At 69.2% G+C, this 21366-nt stretch carries 21 protein-coding genes and 4 pseudogenes; 6 read left to right on the forward strand and 19 right to left on the reverse strand.

Annotation, left to right across the window (positions count from 1 at the left end; all coding sequences use genetic code 11):
• Positions 1 to 145 precede the first annotated feature (145 nt).
• Positions 146 to 1636 (forward strand): CHASE3 domain-containing protein, encoded by a 1491-nt coding sequence (locus IE242_RS11450; protein ID WP_229858800.1) that lies wholly within the window; start codon positions 146 to 148, stop codon positions 1634 to 1636.
• A gap of 350 nt (positions 1637 to 1986) precedes the next feature.
• On the opposite strand, the gene IE242_RS11455 is transcribed toward IE242_RS11450, so the two are convergent.
• From IE242_RS11455 to IE242_RS37665, 6 genes and pseudogenes are all read right to left on the reverse strand, one after another.
• A complete protein-coding gene (locus tag IE242_RS11455) occupies positions 1987 to 3000 on the reverse strand; it encodes an aldo/keto reductase (protein WP_189858036.1) in 1014 nt (337 codons plus the stop codon).
• Positions 3001 to 3095: 95 nt separating this feature from the next.
• Positions 3096 to 3989, reverse strand: coding sequence for an SDR family NAD(P)-dependent oxidoreductase (locus tag IE242_RS11460; protein WP_189858038.1), 894 nt, complete (start codon positions 3987 to 3989; stop codon positions 3096 to 3098).
• 426 nt (positions 3990 to 4415) lie between these two features.
• Positions 4416 to 5315 (reverse strand): SDR family oxidoreductase, encoded by a 900-nt coding sequence (locus IE242_RS11465; RefSeq protein WP_189858040.1) that lies wholly within the window; start codon positions 5313 to 5315, stop codon positions 4416 to 4418.
• Positions 5316 to 5404: 89 nt separating this feature from the next.
• A complete protein-coding gene (locus IE242_RS11470) occupies positions 5405 to 6142 on the reverse strand; it encodes an SDR family oxidoreductase (protein ID WP_189858042.1) in 738 nt (245 codons plus the stop codon).
• 313 nt (positions 6143 to 6455) lie between these two features.
• Complete coding sequence (locus tag IE242_RS11475) at positions 6456 to 6611, reverse strand: hypothetical protein (RefSeq protein WP_189858044.1); 156 nt, start codon at positions 6609 to 6611, stop codon at positions 6456 to 6458.
• A gap of 128 nt (positions 6612 to 6739) precedes the next feature.
• Positions 6740 to 6877 (reverse strand): annotated as a pseudogene (locus IE242_RS37665) (alpha/beta fold hydrolase); the annotation flags it as partial.
• Between the two features lie 205 nt (positions 6878 to 7082).
• Between IE242_RS37665 and IE242_RS11485 the strand changes: the two are divergent.
• Positions 7083 to 7742 carry a response regulator transcription factor gene (locus IE242_RS11485; RefSeq protein WP_189858046.1) on the forward strand — a complete coding sequence of 220 codons (660 nt, stop codon included), beginning with the start codon at positions 7083 to 7085 and terminating at the stop codon, positions 7740 to 7742.
• Here the strand turns inward: IE242_RS11485 and IE242_RS11490 are convergent.
• The 4 genes and pseudogenes from IE242_RS11490 to IE242_RS11505 all read right to left on the reverse strand — a co-directional run bounded on the left by IE242_RS11490 (position 7732) and on the right by IE242_RS11505 (position 10967).
• Positions 7732 to 8115, reverse strand: coding sequence for a response regulator (locus IE242_RS11490; RefSeq protein WP_229858874.1), 384 nt, complete (start codon positions 8113 to 8115; stop codon positions 7732 to 7734). The genes IE242_RS11485 and IE242_RS11490 overlap by 11 nt on opposite strands.
• A 73-nt stretch (positions 8116 to 8188) precedes the next feature.
• A pseudogene (locus IE242_RS11495) lies at positions 8189 to 8384 on the reverse strand (IS630 family transposase); the annotation flags it as partial.
• 310 nt (positions 8385 to 8694) lie between these two features.
• Positions 8695 to 9945, reverse strand: a complete 1251-nt coding sequence (locus IE242_RS11500; protein ID WP_189858048.1) for an NADH:flavin oxidoreductase/NADH oxidase family protein — start codon at positions 9943 to 9945, stop codon at positions 8695 to 8697.
• Positions 9942 to 10967 (reverse strand): NAD(P)-dependent alcohol dehydrogenase, encoded by a 1026-nt coding sequence (locus IE242_RS11505; RefSeq protein ID WP_189858050.1) that lies wholly within the window; start codon positions 10965 to 10967, stop codon positions 9942 to 9944. Before IE242_RS11505 ends, IE242_RS11500 begins: the two co-directional genes overlap by 4 nt.
• A 102-nt stretch (positions 10968 to 11069) precedes the next feature.
• On the opposite strand from IE242_RS11505, the gene IE242_RS11510 reads away from it, so the two are divergent.
• Positions 11070 to 11648, forward strand: a complete 579-nt coding sequence (locus IE242_RS11510) for a TetR/AcrR family transcriptional regulator (protein WP_189858052.1) — start codon at positions 11070 to 11072, stop codon at positions 11646 to 11648.
• Between the two features lie 15 nt (positions 11649 to 11663).
• Here the strand turns inward: IE242_RS11510 and IE242_RS11515 are convergent, their stop codons facing one another.
• Positions 11664 to 11894 carry a DUF4190 domain-containing protein gene (locus IE242_RS11515; RefSeq protein ID WP_189858054.1) on the reverse strand — a complete coding sequence of 77 codons (231 nt, stop codon included), beginning with the start codon at positions 11892 to 11894 and terminating at the stop codon, positions 11664 to 11666.
• A 217-nt stretch (positions 11895 to 12111) separates the two neighbouring features.
• On the opposite strand from IE242_RS11515, the gene IE242_RS37670 reads away from it, so the two are divergent.
• The 3 genes from IE242_RS37670 to IE242_RS11525 are packed head-to-tail and all read left to right on the forward strand — an operon-like array spanning position 12112 to position 13318.
• Positions 12112 to 12537: an IS5 family transposase gene (locus IE242_RS37670; protein ID WP_229858801.1), complete on the forward strand. Its 426-nt coding sequence runs from the start codon at positions 12112 to 12114 to the stop codon at positions 12535 to 12537.
• 8 nt (positions 12538 to 12545) lie between these two features.
• Positions 12546 to 12929, forward strand: a complete 384-nt coding sequence (locus IE242_RS37675) for a transposase (RefSeq protein WP_229858883.1) — start codon at positions 12546 to 12548, stop codon at positions 12927 to 12929.
• A 47-nt stretch (positions 12930 to 12976) separates the two neighbouring features.
• Entirely contained in the window at positions 12977 to 13318 is a 342-nt protein-coding gene (locus tag IE242_RS11525; RefSeq protein ID WP_189858056.1) for a DUF5713 family protein, read from the forward strand.
• A 29-nt stretch (positions 13319 to 13347) separates the two neighbouring features.
• On the opposite strand, the pseudogene IE242_RS11530 reads toward IE242_RS11525, so the two are convergent.
• The 8 genes and pseudogenes from IE242_RS11530 to IE242_RS11565 all read right to left on the reverse strand — a co-directional run bounded on the left by IE242_RS11530 (position 13348) and on the right by IE242_RS11565 (position 20973).
• Positions 13348 to 14222 (reverse strand): annotated as a pseudogene (locus tag IE242_RS11530) (IS5 family transposase).
• 44 nt (positions 14223 to 14266) lie between these two features.
• Positions 14267 to 14905: a DUF6531 domain-containing protein gene (locus tag IE242_RS11535; RefSeq protein ID WP_373299514.1), complete on the reverse strand. Its 639-nt coding sequence runs from the start codon at positions 14903 to 14905 to the stop codon at positions 14267 to 14269.
• A pseudogene (locus IE242_RS11540) lies at positions 14882 to 15559 on the reverse strand (putative T7SS-secreted protein); the annotation flags it as partial. The pseudogene IE242_RS11540 and the gene IE242_RS11535, both read right to left, overlap by 24 nt.
• A gap of 70 nt (positions 15560 to 15629) precedes the next feature.
• Positions 15630 to 16094 carry a Pycsar system effector family protein gene (locus tag IE242_RS11545; RefSeq protein ID WP_189858062.1) on the reverse strand — a complete coding sequence of 155 codons (465 nt, stop codon included), beginning with the start codon at positions 16092 to 16094 and terminating at the stop codon, positions 15630 to 15632.
• A gap of 59 nt (positions 16095 to 16153) precedes the next feature.
• The gene (locus IE242_RS11550; RefSeq protein WP_189858064.1) at positions 16154 to 17062 is read right to left on the reverse strand and encodes a hypothetical protein; all 909 of its coding nucleotides are present in this window, start codon (positions 17060 to 17062) and stop codon (positions 16154 to 16156) included.
• Complete coding sequence (locus tag IE242_RS11555; protein ID WP_189858066.1) at positions 17059 to 19149, reverse strand: hypothetical protein; 2091 nt, start codon at positions 19147 to 19149, stop codon at positions 17059 to 17061. Before IE242_RS11555 ends, IE242_RS11550 begins: the two co-directional genes overlap by 4 nt.
• Positions 19146 to 20051, reverse strand: a complete 906-nt coding sequence (locus IE242_RS11560; RefSeq protein WP_189858068.1) for a hypothetical protein — start codon at positions 20049 to 20051, stop codon at positions 19146 to 19148. The genes IE242_RS11555 and IE242_RS11560 overlap by 4 nt, the downstream gene beginning before the upstream one ends.
• A gap of 277 nt (positions 20052 to 20328) precedes the next feature.
• A complete protein-coding gene (locus IE242_RS11565; protein ID WP_189858069.1) occupies positions 20329 to 20973 on the reverse strand; it encodes a Crp/Fnr family transcriptional regulator in 645 nt (214 codons plus the stop codon).
• Positions 20974 to 21366: the final 393 nt, after the last annotated feature.

Genomic DNA, 21366 nt, shown 5'->3' on the forward strand with positions numbered 1-21366 from the left:
GGACGAGAGGTATACCGGTCAGGACCGTGCCGCGCCTGCGCCTGCGCCTGCGCCTCGATCATGACGTCACATGACGGATACCGGCCGGTCATCCGGAGCGCCATGCTTGCCCCGTCGTCCTCGGTGGAGCCCCCGGACCGGCGCGGTGAAAGGCACGTGCGTCGATGTCGCCCACGTTCGGAACCAGACCGACGACAGCCTGTCACAGGCTTTCACCATTTCCATCGCCGAGTGGAGCATGAGGGTGCGTAGGTGGTTCAGGGGTCGGCGACTCGGGCTGACACCCCTCACAGTCGCGGCGAGCGGCTTGCTCGCCTTGTTGATAAGTGTCGCGTTCGCCGTTCTGCTGTGGGCGATCGAGGACGCCAACGGTTCGACCTCGGCGAGACGTGCCTCCCGGGAGGCACTCGTCGAAGTCGGCACCATGGAGCAACTGCTCCTCGACCTCGAGTCGGGGCAGCGCGGCTTCGTGATCACTGAACGGCAGGAGTTCCTGCGGCCGTGGCAGGCGGCACGGAGAGCCCTGCCCTCGGCGGCACGGCGGTTCACCGGCACCGCGACCTCCTTCGAACAGCGGCGCACCGCGGAGCGGATCTCACAGGGCGTCGAGTCCTACCTCAACGACTACTCGGTTCCGCTGGTCGAGGCGGTCCGGCGAGGTGATGCCGCCGCGTCCGGACTGGCGATGGCGGAGGAGGGGAAGCGGCGCTCCGACGCCTTGCGGACCCAGTTCGACCAGTACTCCGCGGCTGCACGCGACGAGCTCGCAGCGCGCGAAGACACCGCGCGGGCCAACTCGCGGCAGGCGGTGATCGCGGCAGGCGTGGGACTGGCCGCCTCGACCGCGCTGGTGGCTGCGTTCACCGTGCTTCAGCACCGCGCCGTCGTGCGGCCCGTGCGCGGGGCGGCGGTCGCGTCGAAGCAGCTCGCGAGTGGTGACCTCGGGGTGCGGATCACCCCCCACAGGGTCGCGGAGATCCAGTCGCTGGGCATGTCCTTCAACACCATGGCGGCCTCTTTGCAGAACAGCCGCAGACGCATCATGGAGAGTGTGGAGGCGGTGCACCGGCGAACGGCCCGGGACCTGCACGACGGGGCACAGCAACGACTCGTCAGCTTGATGATCGGGCTTCGGCTCGCACGAGAACTGATTCCCGAGACGGAGACGGCCGCGGCCGAGTTGCTGGACCAGTCGATCGCCAACGCGCAGACGGCGATCGACGAGCTGAGGGAACTCGCATCGGGCATCTATCCGCTCGTACTGACGGTGAAAGGCCTGGTGGTGGCGGTGGAAGAGCTGGCCTCACGATGCCCGATACCCGCCGTCGTCGAGAGCAGGTCCAGCCGCAGGCTTTCCTCGGCCGTGGAGTCCAATGCGTATTTCGTCGTGGCCGAGGCCGTGACGAACACGATCAAGCATGCACAGGCATCCAAGATCGACATCTGCGTCGACATAGAGGACGTCATCCGCATACGCGTGGTCGACGACGGCATCGGTGGCGTAAACGAGAACACAGCAGGCAGTGGTCTGAGCGGACTGGCCGATCGCGTGGCCGCCTTCGACGGAACGCTGACCATCGAGTCACCTCCTGGCGGGGGCACCTCAATACTGGTGCGGATACCGATACCGGCATGAAACACCCGGCTACGGAGGCCCCGCCCCGCGCCTTCCCGTGTCCCGTGTCCTCCTCGGCAAAGGTCCGGCAATGTCCGCACGAGGTTGCCAGGAAGGCCACATCACACACCTCCCGGCCGCACTGGGTCCACTCAGGCAGAGATCGTGGTTCAGTCCCGACCGGCACACTGCCGGCACCCGACATCACTCGGACACGTACCGTCGGATCGCTGTCGGTCGGGGTGAGTCAGACGGAGGAAGCGCGGCGGAAGAGTGAGCGCCGGCGCGGTGGCCGTTCCCGACTCACGGGTCGGGAACGGCCACCGTCCCCAGGTCCGGCCATGTCGGCCGAGCCGCGGCGTCAGCGTCGGTCAGCGCTCACTGTCGAGAGTCGCCATCATCGCGGGTGCGTATCGCTCGCCGGACGCCGCACCTGACGGAACGGCGGCCTCGATCTCCGCCAGCGCCTCCTCGTCGAGCGCCGGCGCCAGGTCCACGGCTCCCAGAGACTCCGTCAGCCGCTCCCGGCGGCGGGCTCCCACCAGCGGGACGATGTCCTCGCCCTGAGCCGCCGCCCAGGCGATCGCCACCTGGCCGGTGGTGGCTCCGAACCGCTCCGCCACCCGGCCCAGCGCCTCCACCAGGCGCAGATTCGCCTCCAGGTTCTCGCCCCGGAAGCGCGGTGAATGAGCGCGGAAGTCGCTTCGGCTCAGCTCGCGCTCGGCCGACCAGTGGCCGCTGAGCAGGCCGCGCGAGAGGACGCCGTAAGCCGTCAGGCCGATGCCCAGCTCCCGGAGGACCGGGATGATCGACTCTTCCGGGCCGCGCGAGAGCAGCGAGTACTCGATCTGCAGATCGCTGATGGGTGCCACGGCGGCGGCGCGGCGGATCGTGTCGGGGCCCAGTTCCGACAGGCCGATGTGCCGGATGTAGCCGGCCTGCCGCATTTCCTCCAGTGCGCCGACCGTCTCCTCGACCGGAATCCCCGGGTTCAGCCGCGCCGGGCGGTAGATGTCGATGTAGTCGGTCTCCAGGCGGCGCAGCGAGTAGGCCAGGCGGTCCTTGACCGCTTCCGGCGACACGTCGTACGGCACCGGCTGGAAGGCACCGTCGGGGCTGCGGCGCGAGCCGAACTTGACGCTCAGCACCACGTCCTCGCGGTTGCGCTCGCGCATGGCGCGGGCGATGAGCATCTCGTTGGCGCCCGAGCCGTAGAAGTCACCGGTGTCGATGAGATTGATTCCGGCGTCCATCGCGGCGTGCAGCGTCGCGATGCTCTCCGTGTCGTCCGCCGGACCGTAGAGGTCCGACATTCCCATGGCTCCCAGGCCGATCGTGGACACCTCCGGGCCCGACCGGCCCAGCCTGCGCCGACTCACAGACATTGCTTCTCCCCTGTTCTACGGTGTCGAGCTCATGCATGCACATAGGTGGTGGGACGAGCCCCCGTCCTCGTCCGGGAAGCCCGGGAGGGCGGCGGTCACAGACGGCCGAGCAGGCCGGTGACGCCCATACGGCGGGCCAGGCGCAGCCGCAGTTCCTCGGCGGCGCCGTTGAGGATCTCGGCACCGTAGTCGGAGCCGTCGGCGACGGTGCGGCGCGGCCTCCGTCCGGTCGGCAGCCCGATGACGCGGACCACCTCGTCGGCCACTATCTGCGGGTCGGCGGTCACTCCGTCCACCATCAGCCGTTCGGTGTCCTCTCCCATGGAGGCGAGGTAGGGAGCGATCCTGTCGTAGGCCGCGGTGCGCTCGGTGTCGGCCGGGAAGGCCGCGTTCGCGAAGTGCGCGGTGCCGTGGGTGAAGACGCCGGGCATCAGGATCGTGGTCTCGATGCCGTAGACGGCCACGTCCCAGGCGGTGGACTCGGCGAGCGCGTCGAAGGCGGCCTTGGCGGCGCTGTACGGGGCGAGGAAGGGCGGGATGGCACGGGTCGTCCCCGAACCGATCCACAGCAACAGGCCCGACTCCTGTCGGCGCATCACCGGCAACACGGCGCGGTTGACCCGCAGGGCGCCCACGGCGTTGACGTCGAAGGCGCGCAGCACCTCCTCCGGGCTGAACGCCTCGGTCACCCCGACCAGCAGGTGGGCGGCATTGTGCACGACGGCGTCGATGCCGCCGGCCGACTGGACGATGTGCTCCACGGCGGCCAGGGCCGAATCCTCGGACTGTACGTCGAGCTCGACGACGGAGAGTTCACCGGGAGCGTCCTCCGTCCGGGCCAGCAGCGTTCGGGCCTTGCTCGCGTTGCGCCCCTCGGGTTCGCGCATCGACGCGAAGACGCGGTGTCCCGCCTGAGCCAGTGAGACGGACGACAGTGCTCCCATGCCCGTGCCCGCGCCGGTCACCAGCACGGTGCCCGAAGTAGTCATGTTCTTCTTCCTCCTTGATCGCATGCCGCTCGGTTCCCTCCTCTCGGGGACCATCGGCGGTCACACTTGAGATGTGCGGAGCTCCCGGCCGGAGGCGGGCGCGAAGTCGCTCCCACCCGGCGCCGGGAGCCCAGGAGCACACGGTCTTCCTCACCGCTCCGGGCCCAGGAGCCGGCGAGGTCGCAGCAGGGCGCCGAACCGGTACGCACCATCACGGCATCGACGGTGGAACCCGCCGCCTCCCCGATGAGTGCCGGCGACGGCCAGTTCCCCGGTGTCGCGCCGGACAGGGCATGCCCGCTCTCGTGGTACGCCGTCCTGCACCGTGCCTTAGGACATGGCGAGCGGCCGCTCGCCACCCGGCTGAACGTTCTCCCGCCTTTCGGCGGGTCGGCTCCACGCCGGGAGCCGAGGGATGCGGGAACCTCACGTTCCGGCCGGGTGGACGGTCAGCAGGTCGCCCAGGTCGATCCTGGTCAGGAACTCACGGCGGATCCGGTCCGCGACCTTCGAGACCTCCTCGGATCCGTCGTTCGCGGGGTCGATGTGCACGCGATAGGGACGCTTCCCCTCGGGCAGCGCCACAATGCGGGCGATCTCGCCCGAGACCAGCGAGGCCTCCGCTCCCCCGGGGGCCAGCGCCGCGAGCTTCTGGGAGACCTGCTCCATCAGACCGGCGTACTTCGTCTCGTACTCCGCCTCGACGGCACCGTCGGCCGGGCGACCGGAGTGGGCGAAGTGGTTCGTGCCGCTGGTGAAGGACCCGGGAACCACGATCGACGTCTCCACACCCCAACGGGCCAGCTCACCGGCGTAGCCGACGGCCAAGGAGTCCATGGCGGCCTTCGCGGCGAAGTAGGGGGCGAGGTAGGGCGGGGTACCGCCCTTGACGCTGGAGCTGGAGACCCAGACGACCAGGCCCCGGCCGGCCGTGCGCAGATGCGGGAGGGCGGCGCGGTTGACGCGCTGAGTGGACAGGACGTTGATGTCGAAGAGCTGGGCGAGCTGCTGCGGTGTGAACGCCTCGGCGGGGCCCGTGACCATGTGTCCCGCGTTGTGGATCAGCACGTCGATCCGGCCGTGCTCGTCGATCAGCTGCTTGACCGCGGCGTCGACGGACTCCTCCGAGTTCACGTCCATCTCGATGGCGCGCAGGTCGACCCCGTGCTCCTTGCTGTAGTCGACGGCAGCCTGCGCCTGCGGCGCGTTGCGCCCGGTGGACTCGCGCATGCCCGCGTACACGGTGTTGCCGGAGTCGGCGAGGGCGCGTGCGGTGAGGGCGCCGAAACCGCTGGAGGCGCCAGTGATGAGGACTATCTTGTTCATGAAATATCTCCTGGGCCCGGGAGGGACTCTGCCGGGCAGTTGCCGGGAAGTGAGGGATGGAGGGGCCGCGCCGATGGGTGCCGCCGGGATCAGGCGATGCCGCCGTTGGCGAAGAGCGTCTGGCCGTTGATCCACCGCGCGGGGCCGGCCAGGAAGGCGACGGCTTCCGCGATGTCCTCGGGGGTGCCGATGCGCTCGAGCGGAGCCGCCTTCGCGAGGTTGTCGAGCGCCGCCTGGTCCTTGCCCTCCAGGAACAGCGGCGTGGCCGTGGGACCGGGGGCGACGTTGTTGACAGTGATGTCCTTGCCGCGCAGTTCACGGGCGAGGACCAGGGTCATCCCCTCGACCGCGCCCTTGCTCGCCGCGTAGGCGCCGTAGTTCGGGAACTGGAGCCGGGTCACGGACGTGGAGAAGTTGATGATCGCGCCTCCGGTCCGCACCCGTCGGGCCGCCTGCTGGGCGACGACGAAGGCGCCGCGGATGTTGATGCGGTGCATGCGGTCGAGGTCGTCGAGGTTCAGCGTGGCGATCGGCGACAGCGCCATGATGCCGGCCGTGTGGACGACCACGTCGATGCCACCGAACTCCGCCTCCACGGCGTCGAACGCGGCGGCCATGACGTTCTCGTCGGCGACGTCACCGCACACGGCCATCGCTGAGGTGCCCTTGGCCTTGAGGGCCGCTACGGTCCCATCGGCCTTGGTCTTGTTGCCGGCGTAGTGCACGGCGAGGGCGTAGCCGTCCTCGGCGAGACGCTCGATCACCGCCCGGCCGATGCCCCCGGTACCACCGGTGACCAGTGCGACCCGTGCGTTGGTGTCCGTCATGATGAACCAGTCCTTCAAGTGAGTGAACAGCGTTGTGCCGGCCTTCGGACAAGGCAGCCGACAACGAGGATTGGCGTTGCTGAGTCAGAACAGTGCGCTTGGGCGCGATGTCCGGCCTGAGGAGTCCCCGACGACGCGGCTCCTGTCCTCTCCGTCGGTACCTCGCGGCGCAGTGCCCAGTCTTCCGCCGGCACTCACCGGTCACCATCGAGCAGACCGCACGGTCACCCTGTGGCCTCCCAGCCGGCGCCGTAGGGCTGACCCCACGGCATGGGGCGGGCAGGATGGGCCGATGCCGGTCAGGCGGCGATGTTCAGCCGGACCCAGTGTTCTGCCACGCCTGAACACTGATGCGCGTCCCGGCGTACATGTCGACGTCGAAGAAAGCGTCGAGGAGGTCCGTGCAGCAGACGGTGCGGTCCTTGAAGCAGGCGGTGCGGTCCTTGAAGCAGGCGGTGCGGTCCTTCAACTCTGCCCGCCTTGATGTCCTCGAGCACTGAGGCGTCCGCCTTCTCCGGGTTGTCCGCGGTCTCCGGCAGGAACGGGAAACAGCACCGAGCAGGACCGCCCTGGACACGCGCGCCGCGCACTTGTACCGGTCGGCCGGCTCGACCGGCCGGAACCGCGGCGGTCGTGGATGATGACCCGGTCCCCCGCCTCCGGCAGCACACGCTCCTGCTTCTCCCACGAGCGACCGTTCAGCGGGTACCCGTGAATCAGCACCACCGGACGTCCTCGCCGCCGGAGCGACACGGCGCACACTTCCCTGTCGGGCTTTCGCCGGCAACAGTGCACCAGGCGCAGTCACCCCCGCGTCACATGGATGCGTGAAGTGACCCATCACCTCGTCTCCGGACCGCACGGACACAGGACCTGACGGCCGACGCCTGTCAGCGCTGAACCCCCGTGAGACGATCAAGGCCTGGGCTAGCATGCCGACATGAGTTCATCTCTGCGGGCAGTGCTCGGGGAAGATCAGACCATCGCTCGCGAGGGCATCATGACCATACTCGGCCGGGCCGGCATCACGGTGGTCGCGGCCGTCGACAACGCGGTCGAGTTGGTCCGCGTGACCGAGGAGCAGCAGCCCGATGTCGTGATCACCGACATCCGGATGCCGCCGAAGCTTGAAGCGGACGGCCTGCTGGCGGCACAGGAGATCCGCGCCGCCCGACCGGAGACAGCCGTCATCGTGCTCTCCCAGTTTCTCGACGCCTCCTACGCCCTCGACCTGGTCGGGGAGGATCCGAGCGGTGTGGGATATCTCCTCAAGGAGAAGGTCGCCAGTCCGCAGGTCCTCACCGACGCTGTGGAACGGGTGGTGGCCGGCGGGTCGGCCCTCGATCCCGACGTGATCTCCACGCTCCTGGGGCGGAAGCGCAGGAACGATCCCCTGGCGGCGTTGACGCCCAGGGAGCGGGACGTTCTGGCTCTGATGGCGGAGGGACACTCCAACACGGGAATCGCGGGAAAGCTCTTCGTGACCGTTCCCGCGGTGGAACGGCACGTGACCGGCATCTTCACCAAGCTCGGTCTCGCCCAGGCCACGTCGAGCCAGCATCGGCGGGTACTCGCCGTGCTGCGCTATCTCAAGCAGTAGCGCCGAAGAGGCCGCCGAGATCGGCGTCGAACAGCTTGTCCTTGGCGACGAACGATGCGATGCCTGCCTGCTCGAGCTCCTCCGCCGCCCAGAAGAACTTCGCCGTCGAGGTCAATACGATCCGCGGCGGCCGCTCCTCCTCCCGCAGCATGCGCGCGACCTCCACCCCGTCCCGGTCGGGAAGGTGCAGATCGAGCAGCAGGCCGTCCGGGCGGAGTTCACGCACCGCTGTCAGGGCCGATGCGCCGTCCCCCGACTCCCCGACGACACGCAGACCACGTGCCGTCAACAGGGTTGTGGCGATGCGGCGGAACCCCGGGTCGTCGTCGACGACCACAACATTGACGGACATGACTCTCAGCATGCCCGGCATGGTCACCGGTAGACCATAGGGGCAGCCCTACGATGCGCGTAGTGCTTCAGAACTGCTTCACCGCCGGAAGGTCGCGGCGCGCGAGCAGGAACCGTAACGCCTCGCGGCCGATCCGGATGACACGGCCGTGGACTTTCCGCAGGCAGGCGGCGAGTTTACGGATGGACCAGCGAGTGAAGGGCGCGGCCGAGCTCGGTCGGGCGAGTGGTGGCCGTCCGCACGACGAAGACCTCATCGTGGGAGCTGAGCAGGCGGGGGCGGCCTCTTGCCCCACCGAGGGCGTGTGTCCAGGCCGGCCACGGTTCGGCGCTGCCGACCGTCTCGCCCTCCAGGAGCGTGAGGACCTCGCGCCCCGCCTCGTCGAACCCCAGCAACCCCTTGCCTGCCAGATGGGTGAGAAGCGCGTGCACCGCCGGCGTCCAAGGGCCCACGGGCCTGCGGACCGGTCCCCCACTCGGACCGCGCCACCGGCGTTGCCGCCGTCGAGCTTCTCCTCGGTCATCGACGAATCAAGACATCGACCCAACCGCACCCGCTTCGCCTGCATGCGCGACATGGCCGGTGGGGCGGGGTTATGTGTCAGGCCGGTCTTTCGCGGCGGTAGCGGCGCCTCGCGCGGGAGCGCCGGTACTGGTCGACGACCAGGGCGGCGACCGGGGGAAGTGGTCGTCCCGAACGGCCGCGGCTGATGTCACGCAGTCGTGAGGTGACGCTCGCCTGTACGGCCGCGGCGCGCAGGGACCTGGAGCGGAGCGCCGAGCGAACCGCCGTGACCTCGCCATCCTCCCCCGCGAGCCAGCTGAGCGGGGCGTCCGGCCGCTGCGCGAGCGCGGTGGCGACGCCGACGAGCGAGAACCCGCGCGCCATCACCTCTTCCGCGACCCGTGCCCGGCGGATGCCGCCGGTGAGCATGAGCGGGACCGAGGCGGACTCGACGAGTTCACCGGCGAGTTCGAGGAAGTAGGCCTCGCGCTCCAAGGTGCGGTTGTCCGCCGGCGAACCGGCCGTGGCGAGTGACTCGACGCTCCCTCCCGACAGTTCGACGAAGTCGACGCCGTCGCTGAGCCACTCGATGACATGGTGGGCGTCTTCGAGGTCGAAGCCGCCCCGCTGGAAGTCCGCGGAGTTGAGCTTGACGGCGATACCGAAACCCGGTGACACGCGCGCGCGGACAGCGGCGACGACATCGAGCAACATCCTGGCGCGGTTGCGGAGGGAACCACCCCACCGGTCGGTCCGCTTGTTGACCAGGGGCGAGAGGAACTGGGCGAGCAGATACCCGTGCGCGGCGTGGATCTGGACACCGGCGAACCCGGCCCGCTCCGCGAGCGCCGCCGTGACCGCGAACCGTTCCACGGTGTCGTGGATCTCCTCCGCCGTCATCGGCGTCGGCACCGGAAAGAGCTTCGAGAGCGAGCCGACGTTCACGGGAACCGCGGAGGGCGCCAGCGCGCGCGAGCCGGTGTCTCGCTGGACGACTCGCCCGGGGTGGTTGATCTGCATCCAGAACGAGCTCGCCTCCGCTGCCGCCGCCCAGGCCCGGAAGGGTTCGAGGTCGCTGGTGGCGTCCAGGATCACGTCGGCCGGCTGCGCGACGGCCGAACGGTCGACCATGACGTGTCCCGTCAGCATCGTTCCCGCACCGCCTCTGTCCCAGGTGCGGTACAGCGTCACGAGCCGGTCGTCGGGATGGCCGCCGCTGCCCGCGAGCTGCTCCTCCATCGCCGCTTTCACCAGGCGGTTGGGAAGAGTGATACCGCAGGGCAGTCGCAGCGGGGAGGCGAAGGGCGGGGCCGTGGCCCGCTGTTCGGAACGGGACCCTGATGTCATCGCTGGAGCACCAGCTTCCCGGTGGTCCGTCCCGCGCGGCTCTCCTCGATCGCCGCCCGCACGCCTTCCAGCGTCAGCGGGAAGGAACCGGATAGGTGTACGCGGACCTGGCCGGCCTCGACCCTCTCGTTCACCCGCCGCAGAAGGGCACCGGAGGCCTTGAGGAAGACGGGATGGTACTTCCTGCCCCGCGCACCCGCGCCTCGTAGCCTGCGAGCGGTGATCGTCGACAGGAGCCGGGCGGCGGAGGCGGGGGTGACCACACCGTCCTCGTCCCGCGCGATGGTCACGAACCGCCCTCCCGGACGCAGTATCTGCCGTGCCCCGATCCACTGCTCGCGACCACCGACGCAGTCGATCACCACGTCGAACGAGTCCGCGCCGAAGCTCGACGGCAGATCGGTCCGGTGCCGGTCGATGACCGCGTCCGCCCCCATCTCGTGGACGAACTCCCGGTTCCGCGCGCCGGCGACGCCGGCCACGAAGGCTCCGGCCGCGTGTGCCATCTGGACCGCGAAGTGACCGACGCCTCCGGACGCCCCGATCACCGCGACACGGGTTCCGGGCCCGACCCGGCCACGGTCCAGACAGGTCAGCGCGGTCTGCGCGGCCAGCGGGATCGCGGCGGCCTCGGCGAAGGCCAGACCAGCCGGTACGGGGGCGAGCAGATCCTCGCGCACATTGACGTACTCCGAGGCACCGCCTGCGTCGATCTCGTTGTCGGCGTGCACCCGGTCGCCCACCCGGAACGAGGTGACCTCGTCGCCGACCGCGGTGACGACGCCGGCGAGGTCGAACAGGGGCGTGAACGGGAAGCGCCGGCGGGTGATGAGGCGTCGATTCCCCTCGATCATCTGCCAGTCGATGGGATTGACCGCCGCCGCCCGGACCTGCACCTGCACCTCCCGGGCTCCAGGAGCGTGGACGGGAAACGCCCGGGACAGGGCGAGCACATCACGGGCCGCGCCGTAGCGGCTCTGCACGATCGCCCGCTGTGTACGCGGAACCGCTCGGGGAGTCATCGGGCCGCTCCGACTGCTGAATGAAGTACTGGACTCATAGAGAAGTACTGTACTAGTAGTTCAGTAGTGGGTCGTCGGGCCGGGTGGGGTTAGTCTTGAGGAATGGCGAAGTCGTCGAGTGATCCCGTCGATCCGCGCGTGGCGCGGACGCGGCGCGACGTGATCGCGGCGAGCGCCGCGTCACTGCTGGAAGAAGGCTGGGGGGCGACGACACACGCCGAGGTCGCCCGGAGGGCGGGTTACTCGAAGGCGACCGTGTACGCGCACTGGCCCACCACTGTCGATCTCATGCGGGACGCGATCGCCCGGATCTGCGAGGACGCGACCCTTCCACCGGCGGGCGGCAACCTCCACGAGGACCTGCACGCCGCCCTGAGCGCGCTTGCGCAGACCCTGTCGGAAGGCCGGTACGACCGGCTGATGGCAGGCGTCATCGAGCGCGCCGCCCAGGACGAAGGGGCGCGCGACCTCCGCGACCGTCTGTACGAGACCGCCACGACCGGGGTCCGCGGCGTCCTCACCGCCGGCCTCCGGCCCGACGACGTCGAGCCCTGCCTCACCATGCTCGTCGGCGCGGTTCTCGTCCGGGCGACCTACGAGGGTGAAGCGGTGACCTCCGAATTCATCACGGACATCATCGACCGCGCCCTCGCCCGCGTGGAGCCGACGGCCGGTCACTGAACCTGCCGTCGGTTCTCAGGCGGTGGCGATGACCAGGACGGCGAGCCCCAGCCCCAGGGCCGTGCCGAAGGCGCCGCAGATGATGCCGGCCAGGGCCTGGCCGGCGTTGGTGGCCTCGCCCCGGCGGGCCCTCGCGCGGCCGGCCACGCCGAAGATGACGCCGAGGACACCGACCACGATGGCGAGCGGCCACATGCAGAAGCCGACGGCCGCGATGATGCCGAGGACGAGACCGGCCGTACCCATGCCGTTCCTCGGCGGCACCGGGCCCATGCCCGGCCAGCCGGGGTAGCCGCCGGGCTGCGGACCGCCGCCCGGGTAGGCGTAGGCGCCGGGGTAGCCGTAGGGGACCTGACCGGGTCCGTCGGGGGCGATGGGCGGCGGGGGGACGGGGTGACCGTGACCGTGTCGTCGGCTAGGGTCCGTTGCGAAAGTGGATCTTGTTCGTTGATGATCACGTCCTGTGGGACGTGGAGATCTGACGAACGACCAGTGGGCCCGTCTTGAGCCTCTGCTGCCGACGGGCATCAAGCCGGGTCGGCCGCAGGTGTGGACGCGGCGGCAGCTGATAGACGGCATACGGTGGCGGACCCGGACCGGTGCTCCCTGGCGGGACGTGCCCGAACGTTATGGGCCGTGGGACCGGGTCTATGACCTGTTCCGGCGCTGGCAGCGGGACGGCACCTGGGCGAGGATCCTCACCCAGCTCCAGGCCGAGGCGGACGCGAAGGGCCTGATCACCTGGGATGTCAACGTCGACTCCACCGTCTGCCGGGCCCACCGGCACGCCGCCGGAGCGGTGAAAAAGGGGACCTCCAGAAGGAGCCACCCGGCGGGATCCTCATCGAGCCGGCCGACCACGGCCTCGGACGCTCCCGCGGCGGACTGACCAGCAAAATCCACCTCGCGGTCGAGCAGGGGCAGAAGCCCTTGTCCGTCGTGATCACGGCTGGGCAGCGGGGCGACTCCCCGCAGTTCGAGCCGGTCTTGGAAGCCATCCGGGTTCCCCGGCTGGGGCTCGGCAGGCCGCGCAAGCGCCCGGACCGGGTCCGGGCCGACAAGGCGTACGACTCGCGCAGCAATCGCTCCTACCTGCGCAGACGCGGAATCAAGGCCACCATCCCGGTTCCGGCGGATCGGGTCCGCCACCGTCTCAAGCGCGGATCGCGTGGCGGGCGGCCGCCAAAGTTCGACAAGGACGACTACAAGCAGCGGCACGCGGTCGAGTGCGGGATCTGGTCACAGCGGTCTGGTCCTCAGGTGCAGCAGCGTTGTCAGTGACGTCGGGCATGATCGGCGCGTCAGTTCTTCTCAGGGGGCGGGGCACTATGCCGATCACGGACCAGCAGGTGGCGGAGCATGCGTTTTTGCGGCAGCTGTACGCGGACTCGTACTTCCCCGATCACGTTGTCGACAAGGGCCGGGTGATCTTGCTGCGGCTGTGTGAGCGGATTGAGGCTGAGCGGCCGTCGGATCTGTCGGCTCTGTATGCACTCACCCAGGCCGCGACGGAGGAGTTCAACCTCTTGGAGGCGGAGTTCGAGGCAGCCGGGAGTGAGATCGAGACGGTTGCGCGGGAAGTGATCGCTGAGGACTTCTGGTTCGTCGCGTCCGCCTACGGGTTCACGGACGCGGACGTAGAGGAGCTGATCGCTACCCGGGACTGGTGAGCAACGTTCGGAAGCGATCCAGCCGCTGGTCAGAGCCATTCGTTGAGGGCCGCGATCAGCACGGTCGCTTCGTAGCGGACGGCGAGCTTGTCGTACCTCGTGGCCACGGCCCGGTGGCGCTTGAGGCGGTTGATCCCGCACTCGACGGCATGCCGCACGTGGTAGTCGGCCCTGTCGAACTTCGGTGGCCGGCCGCCTCGCGAACCGAGCTTGCGACGGTTGCGGACACGGTCCGCGGGGACCGGGATGGTCGCCTTGATACCGCGTCGTCGCAGGTAGGAACGGTTACGGCGGGAGTCGTAGGCCTTGTCGGCCCGCACCCGGTCGGGTCGTCGGCGAGGCCGGCCGCGTCCCAGCCGGGGGACCCGGATCGCTTCCAGAACGGGCTCGAACTGCGGGGAATCGCCCCGTTGCCCGGCGGTGATCAGCACGGACAGCGGCTTCTGCCCCTGCTCGACAGCGAGATGGATCTTGGTCGTCAGCCCGCCCCGGGAACGTCCGAGGCCGTGGTCGGCCGGCTCCACAGCGAGGCCGCCGGGCGGCTCCTTCTGCAGGGCCCCTTTTTCGACGCCCCGGCGGCGTGCTGGTGGGCCCGGCAGACGGTGGAGTCGACGTTCACGTCCCAGGTGATCAGGCCCTTCGCGTCGGCCTCGACCTGCAACTGAGTGACGATCCGGGCCCAGGTGCCGTCCCGCTGCCAACGCCGGAACAGGTCATACACCCGGTCCCACGGGCCATAGCGTTCCGGCACATCGCGCCAGGGAGCACCGGTCCGAGTCCGCCACCGTATGCCGTCGATCAGCTGCCGCCGCGTCCACACCGGCGGACGGCCCGGCTTGATGCCTCACGGCAGCAACGGCTCCAGCCGGGCCCACTGCTCGTTCGTCAGATCACCACGCCCCACAAGGCCTGATCATCTATGACCAAGATCCACTTTCGCAACAGACCCTAGGCGGGACCGAACCAGCCGCCGTTGCGGTAGGCGGACTCGAAGGTGCGGGTGAACTCCAGCGGGAAGCTGCCGGGGAGGGTGACGTCGGTCTGCGGCAGCACCATGCGGCCGGTGGCCATGTCGACCGGCTCGTTCCGCAGGACCTTGCAGTTCAGGTCCCGCGCCAGATCGCCGAGGCGTTCCCTGACGGACTTGCGGGCGGTCTCCTTCGCACCCTGCTCGACGGCCTCCTTCACACCAGTCTTGACCGCCCCTTTGAGGCCGCCCTTGGCGGCGCCGCCCGCGCCTTTGCCGCCGAGGAGGTCGATGGCGATGCTGCCGAGGGCTTCCGCGGGGTCGCGCCAGTTCTGGTTCTTCACGATGCCCACCAGGCGTTCGGGGTGGGCGACGGTGGAGGCGAGACCGGTGAGGACACCGTTGGCGTTCTGGAGGTACTGGCCGGGGTGAGTCAGGTTGTACGGGTCGGTGGGATTGAGCATCCGTACCAGGCCGACCGTCTCACCGAGGGCTTTCAGCGCGCCCATGGACATGTGCATGCTGTTGAGGGCCAGTCCCTCGGCCATGTCCCGGCCCATGGACTTCACCAGGCCCCAGCCGCCCGGCGGCCCCGGCGCCAGCCGCACCAGGCCCATCATGGTGTCCTTGGCCCGGCGGGCAGCGTCGTCCCGCTGGTGGCGGGCCTCGTCCACCATGTGCTGCGCCCGCTCTAGATCGGCCTTGCCCGGGTCCTGGAACGGAGCGGGCCGGGGGCCGGGATCCTGCCCGGCCTCGTTCTTCCGGTTTTACTCGTCCGCCGTCGCGTTGTAGTCGGCCACCGCCTTCTCCGACGCGGCCTTGGCCTGCTTGAAGAGTGCGACGGCCTCCTTGGCCTGCCCCTGAGCCCACTGCACCGTGGAGGCGTACTGCACCAGTGCCTTCGCCGCCTCCTCGCACGCGTCGGCGGCGGAGAGCCAGAACTTCGGCTGCGGCTCGAACTCGGCCCGGAACGCACCCCCGGCCTCGCCCTCCCAGCCGTGGACATCGAGGCCCTTCATCCCGGTGCCCAGCCGGTCGAACGCCTTGAAGAAGTCCCGCAGATGCTCCGCCCGGTCCGTCAGCTTCTCCGCGTCACCGTGGATGATCTCCTTCGGGTCCTCGGTCTGGCCGAGCTGCCGCTCGGCGACGTCCGCGCCGAGCTTGTCCGCCGTCCACTCGGATCCGTCCCGTACGCCCTCGGCCGCACCCTCCAGCCCTACCGCATCGAGACCGTCGGCGGCCTTGCCCCCGGCCCACTCGATCCCCCGAAGCACTTCACCGACCCGGGCGATCCTCGTTCTTCACGCCAGGCAGCTGCTGGCTGAGCAATGGCCCAGGAGTGCATCATGCGCCAGTGAGCGGTACCGCACTCACGACGGCGACCGCCGGCAGCAGCATGAGGACAGCGCTGTGCACGCATCTGTTCTTCGTCCGGGCGATACGACTGGTCCCGGTCAGCGCGCGGAAGAGGCGGGCGTACGGGTCGGAGGTGCTAGCGAGGAGTTCGGCGGACAGTTGGGCACACTTGTCCGCCTGGACCACGTCCTCGTAGTAGGCGAGGATCCGGGAGCTGTTCTTGGCTCCTGCTCCGTGACGCGGCAGAAGCGCCGCCAGGAGAAGCAGGAGGGCCATGGCTGTGGTGGCTGTTGCCGTCCACCGCAGCCACTGGGCCCAGAGAGCGTCGGGCGGGTGGCGTACCAAGAGGAGTCCGAGCAGCGATCCCCCGGTGGCGAGCAGCACGGCGGCCTTACCGTCGGCGCGGCCTATCTCGGCGTGGTTGTGGGCGATCAGCTCACGTGACAGTGCCACTACGTCCTGCGGCTCGGTCCCGTCCGGTGACCGGCGGGCGGGAAGCAGGCGGCGGGGGATCACAGTCGGTTCCCGTACGGTTCGTCCCCGTTCCCCGCGGTGCCGGTGCCACCGATCCGGCGCAGCACCTCGTCGCCCTGCGGGACGCCCACGTCGCTGAGCACGCGCGCCAGGTTGACTCCGACGAAGCCCCGGTCTTCGGGTGTCAATGACTGGAGTGTCGCCGCCAGGGTGTGTTCCCAGCTGTTGGGGTCGGAGAGGAGGTCGCGGTGGGTCACCGTCCAGTCGAGCACGTCTCTTGCCTGCTCCGGCTGGTGCAACAGCCAGAGGGCTGCCAGACCGACGGGACCGCCCGCGACGACCTCCCGGTAGAAGCGGTACGCCTCGCGGTGGGCTTCGCCGAAGCCTGACGGCAGGACGGGTCCCGCGCCGGCGCCGGGTGTGGGGCGGAGTGCGGCAGGTGGGTCCAGGAACCAGTAGGTGAGACCGGTATCGCCGATCACCTGAGGGCTGTCGGGGGGTGCGATCTCGGCCGTGCCGAGGTGGGGTGGTGGCTTGCGTAGCGGGTCGGCGTCGCCGGGCAGGGTGGCGTAGCGGCTGATGTGACTGACGATCAGATCCCGGGCGTGCTCCTCAGTGATCCGGTTCCTTGCAACGTTGACCGGATTGCTGACCTTCCAGGCGATCCCGTAGCGGGCGGGGGACTTCGGCGGTCTGCGCAGGATGTCGACGGACATCCGCCGCTCCGTGAGTGACACCCACATGGCGCCGGAGAAGGTTCCCTGACGGACCTCGCGCGCCGTCGGCCGCGGGTAACCCCAGTAGTCACCACTGCGCGGTGGCACCATCGCGTCGTCTCCGTCGTCCGCCAGGAAGACCAGGGCCCGGTCGTCCGGGGCACCGAAGCGGAGGCGGACCAGCTGCCAGACCGGCGAGGACTGCAACGGTGTGATGAGCGGGTCGGTCATGCGGTGAGCCCTTCTGCTGTGGAGGCCGTACGGGTGCGGTGACGGCGCAGGACGAACCGCAGGACGCCACGGTGGGCGCGGGCCCTGGCGGCCAGTGCGGCAAGGAAGTGCGGGAAGGCGGCGCGCTGCCGTAGTTCGGGATCGCTCTCGATCAGGGACAGACCCGCTGCCATCGACTCGTGGGTGGCGGGGTCGTCCAGGGCTGTGACCACGAGGGCGAAGACCTCGCCGAAATGGTCCGGAAGCAGGTCGGCCAGACGCGTGCGCCCCGCACTCGGCACAGGGGGCCGGGGAAACGCCGCAAGGCTCATCGACTCGATGACATGGACTGCCAGAATGTGGCGCGCTGTACCCGCACCGGCTTCCTGCCACTCCCGCAGCTGATCGAGGACGGGCTTGCGGTTGGTGCTTTCCGACAGAAGGGTGCTGAGCGCGAAGGACACTGCGGAACTCAGTACGGGATCCAGTTCCCCGGCCGACCGATCGAGCACGGTGTCCAGTAATTGCAGGGCGACGCCGGGGCGGGCCAGGCCGAAGCTGCCGGCACAAGTCTCGGCCACGGTGCAGCGCAGAGGGACGGAGGCGGCCCGGCTCCAGCGCCGCAACTGCTCCCGTACCGGACCACTGAAAGCGGGGTGCTCGGCCATTTCCCCCAGCGCGTAGGCCACCAGACGGCGGTGCCAGCGCCTGACCGACGCGGCGAAGGGATACAGCTGGCGGAACGTGTCCGGACCCGTCGCATGGATGAGTGTCTTTCCGATCGCCTGTCCCGCCGCCAGTTCGACACCGGAGTAGTGGGGAGCTTGGTCCAGGGTCTTCCACAGCAGGTCCGCCATGCCCTCGTAGGACAGCCACAGACATCGCAGCAGCGCGTCCGAGCGGTGCCGGCCGGAGAAGACGACCGGTTGGACCGGGTAAGGCTGCGCTGCATCGTGCCGGAGCGGCAGCAGGCGGGCGCCAACGGCTTCCAGCCGGTGCTCGAAGGCCGGTCCAAGGACATCACGGCGCGTCCGCGACCGCTCGGTAACCGTCTCGCCTGTACCGGTACGCTGCGGTGGCACGGTCGCGGCGGATGCCGGCGGGCCGCCGCGTTCATCAATGAGGGGGCGCAGGATCGCGCTGAACTTCTCGATGACGGTGCGGTCCAGTCCGGGCAACAGCGCGATCGTCGCCATCAGGGCGAGCCGATCGGCTCGGTCGCACGCCTCCGCCAGCGCTTCATGAGCCGCGGCAGGACTGCCGGTCCGTAAATCTCCCAGTACGGAGGCAGCGGACCTTCCCGACACGACGAGATCACACAGCGCCTCAACTACGTCGACACCGTCCTGCGGCATTCCATGATCGTTCAGGTGAGCGACGAAGTCGGCCGAGGCGAGCTGCCGCAGCACGGTGGCCCTCTGCTCAGAGGTAAGAGCACCGGCCGTGGTCATCAGGTCCAGGCGCTTCTTGGCCACCGTGGCTGACGAGGGCGGATGGTGCACGACCTGCCAGGGCGCCGTCTCTCCGGAGAGCACCGCCTCCGCCCGTACGGTGATCACCAGACGGGCCCCGGCTCGGCGCAGCTTCCCGGCCAGATCGTTCAGCGCGACTTCGCCGAGCGAAACGGCAGCCGCCGGGGACAGCCCTTGCAGCAGATAGCCTCGTCGGCCCGTAGGGCTCCACCGCGAGAGGTCGTCCGGCGCGTCGAGGCCAGTAATGCCGTCGGTTCCGTACCGCTCCTCCAACAGTGCGAACGCGGTGGTGCTCGCACCCGTGCCACTGCCGGCCCTCAACAACAGGATGCCGCTGTTGTCCAGTACCTTGCGGCACTCCGCATACGACGGTGGTTCGACGAACCCGTGCAAGCGGGCGTGCACGTCTTCCGCGGGATACGGCCCCTCCCGCAGGCGGGGCTTGACGACCTTGTTCGTGGCATCCTCGTCGGGCGATACCTCGTTGAACGTCATGTTGATGTCACGCACGACACCCATGACCGCCAGACCCTTGCCCAGCCGTTGCTGATTGTCGCGGTACAAGTTCCCTGCATCCGGTCGGCTGTCTGCGTCCGGGTCGTACGGTCCGAAGGCCGCGTCCGCGTCGGCGGTCACCGGTGGTCTCCGGCTCCACCGGCCTGCTTGTCGCCGGCCACGTTGTCACCGCTGCCCCAGTGCTGATTGGTGCCTCGGTAGGAGGTAGAGCCGCCGGTGTACGTGATGTCCCTTCCGACGTTCCCCATGACGGCGGCACCCTCGCCCACGCTCTGGGAGTTACCGCTGTAGTGAGTGTCGTGTCGCGCCTTCGCATCCCGCCCCTGTCCGGCGGTCTCGACTTGGTCCGCGGACTCCCCGCGCGGTCGTACACCAGCCTGTACGAGGTTCCCGGACGGCGACGGAACGTAGAGCCAGGCCCTCTGCGCGAAGACCTTGCCCTCCACGGTGGCCGGCACCTCCACACAGCGGTCGGGGTGCAGTCCGGTGTACCCGCCGAGGACGACGTCTTCATAGACGCGCTGCGAGATGATCGCCGCCAGGTGGGTGATCTGCTCGCTCGCCGCGGCGAGGATGGCCTTGACCGGGCGGGAGTCCAGCAGCCGGTGCGTGTCGTTGCGGGCGGTGCCGTTGCCGTCACCCGGGCTGTCCCCGTCCGGCAGCGGTCCGACGTGAACGCTGACCCGAAGCCTGATCCGAGGGCCGACGCTCTGCTGGTTGTACGCACCGAGGACGTCGTCCAGCACGCCCAGGAACGGCCAGAGGACCGAGGGCAGCAGCGTCGGCTCGAAACCGAACACCACACCGTCCCCGGCATTGGCCGGGAAACGCTTGGAGTCGCGCAGCTCGTGCAGACCGGCTCGCTCCAGCGCTTGGTCCACGAGCTCGGGGATCAACTGACTCACCGGACCGTGCTGCACAGCGGGAAGACCTGTGAAGTCTTTCGCGTCGACGGCGAACAGAGCGCGGTAGGGAGGAAGCGGCCGACTTGCGACATACGGAACGGGGACGGGTGCGGGCATGCGGCATCTCCTCTTGGACGGTGTGAGGGTTCCAGCGCCGGTGATCGGCTGATTCGAGGTTCCGCTGCTTCCCGCCGTCCGACTGCACAGTGCTGGGCACTTCGCGCGTGTCCCGTGTCACAGGCCGAGGATGTCGAGGGCGACGGTCTCGTCCCCGGGCCGGTACGGGAGCCATGCAGCCGAGGCTCAGGAGCAGACGCCGCGTCAGCGCGTTCTGCGTTCTGCGTTCTGCGCTCTGCGTTCTGCGTTCTGCGTTCTGCGTTCTGCGTTCTGCGTTCTATCGGGACGTCGTAGCCCAGTCCCGCAGCGCCTGCACGTCCGTGATGACGATCACCTTGCGGGCCGTCTCCACCGCACCGGACTCACGCAGCCGGTGCAAGCCGGTCATGACCGCGTTGCGCGTCACTCCGGTCGCCTGGGCGATCTCTTCCTGGCTCAGGCCGGCCAACCGTATAACGTCCATGTCGGCTTCACGCGCTTGGAGTTCGGCCAACCGCAGGAGCGTACGCGCCAGCCGGACGATCAGCGGCAGGGTCACCAGTTCGGTACGGTGCCTGTCGGACTCCCGCAACCGGGACAGGGCCTGACGCATGAGCTCCATCACGAGCCCACGCTGCTCGACGAACCGGCGGAACCGTTCCGCCTCCAGCACCAGGGCCGTGCAGGGAGTGAGAGCGACTACCTCCGCCGTGCGAGGAGTGCCGTTGAAGACGGACACCTCACCCAGCAAGTCGCCCGGCCCTCGGAAGGCCAACCAGGTCACGTCTCCGTCCGGTTCCCGATGCACCACTTTGGCCAGACCGTCGGTGAGAGCGAGAAGGTGCGTTCCCGCAGATCCCTGCCGCAGCATCACGCTGCGCTCACGAAAGACGCGAGGCACTCCCAAATCCTTCAGCTCGCGCCATGCCTCGTCCGACAACACCTGCGTCGCCTTCCCCGTCCGTTCACTGCATGACTCCCCCAGCCTTGACCAGCACCGTGGCGTCTATGCCGACCCGACCGTTGCCGCCGACGATGAGCCGATATTGGCCGGTATCAACTCATGTTCGCCATGCAAACAGGCCGAAAGGAGACTGTCGCCCTGAACGGGGGGCTCATTGAGCGCGCACAGGCATGCATGCCGTAGCAGCGCCGGAACGTTCTGCGTCAGCCACCTGGTGGGCGGCAGATGCCACCTCGAGTCTGGGTGTCCGAGGCCCAACGCGCTGAACCGACACGGTGGCCGCTACCGCTATAGCGGCCTCTGCGAGAAGAACACCTGACACCTGGTCACCGACCTGCCCCGACCCGGCGGCCCACGAACCGCTGAGTCGTC

The organism is Streptomyces poonensis, assembly GCF_014650915.1.
Classification (GTDB): domain Bacteria; phylum Actinomycetota; class Actinomycetes; order Streptomycetales; family Streptomycetaceae; genus Streptomyces; species Streptomyces poonensis.